We start from the raw sequence: 328 nt of genomic DNA, 5'->3' as shown, positions 1-328 counted from the left end.
GTGGTGTCGATGGTGACGTCCTGCGATACCGCCGTGGTGCCGGTACTGGCATTGCCCGCGTCATCGGCTATCCGCAGCTGGTAGGTGAAATCACTGTTGTGCGTGGCCGGGTCTTCATAACTCCAGGCCACCGCCGGGGTGGAACCGGTGGCCACCAGTGCGGTCACATTCACCCAGGTCGCACCATTGTCGGTGCTGATCTGCAGGAACTCTCCGGCTGGCAGCGCACTGTTCAGGGTGCCGTTGACCGTCAGGCTGGTATCACTGGTCTTGAAATCTCCGGCCGTTCCGGTGTCGTCCGTGATCCCATCGATGCTGATGGTGTTGG

The 328-nt window shown here is 61.6% G+C and carries 1 protein-coding gene; it reads right to left on the bottom strand.

The annotated features are described in order from the left end of the window. Positions 1 to 328, bottom strand: a 328-nt coding sequence (locus AC27K1_RS21740) for a hypothetical protein (protein WP_487152891.1), incomplete at both ends; no start/stop codon positions are given.

It is taken from the genome of Kistimonas ophiarachnellae, assembly GCF_057552235.1.
The sequence above is the reverse complement of the archived record's forward strand: the minus strand, read 5'-3'. Positions and strand labels throughout refer to the sequence as shown.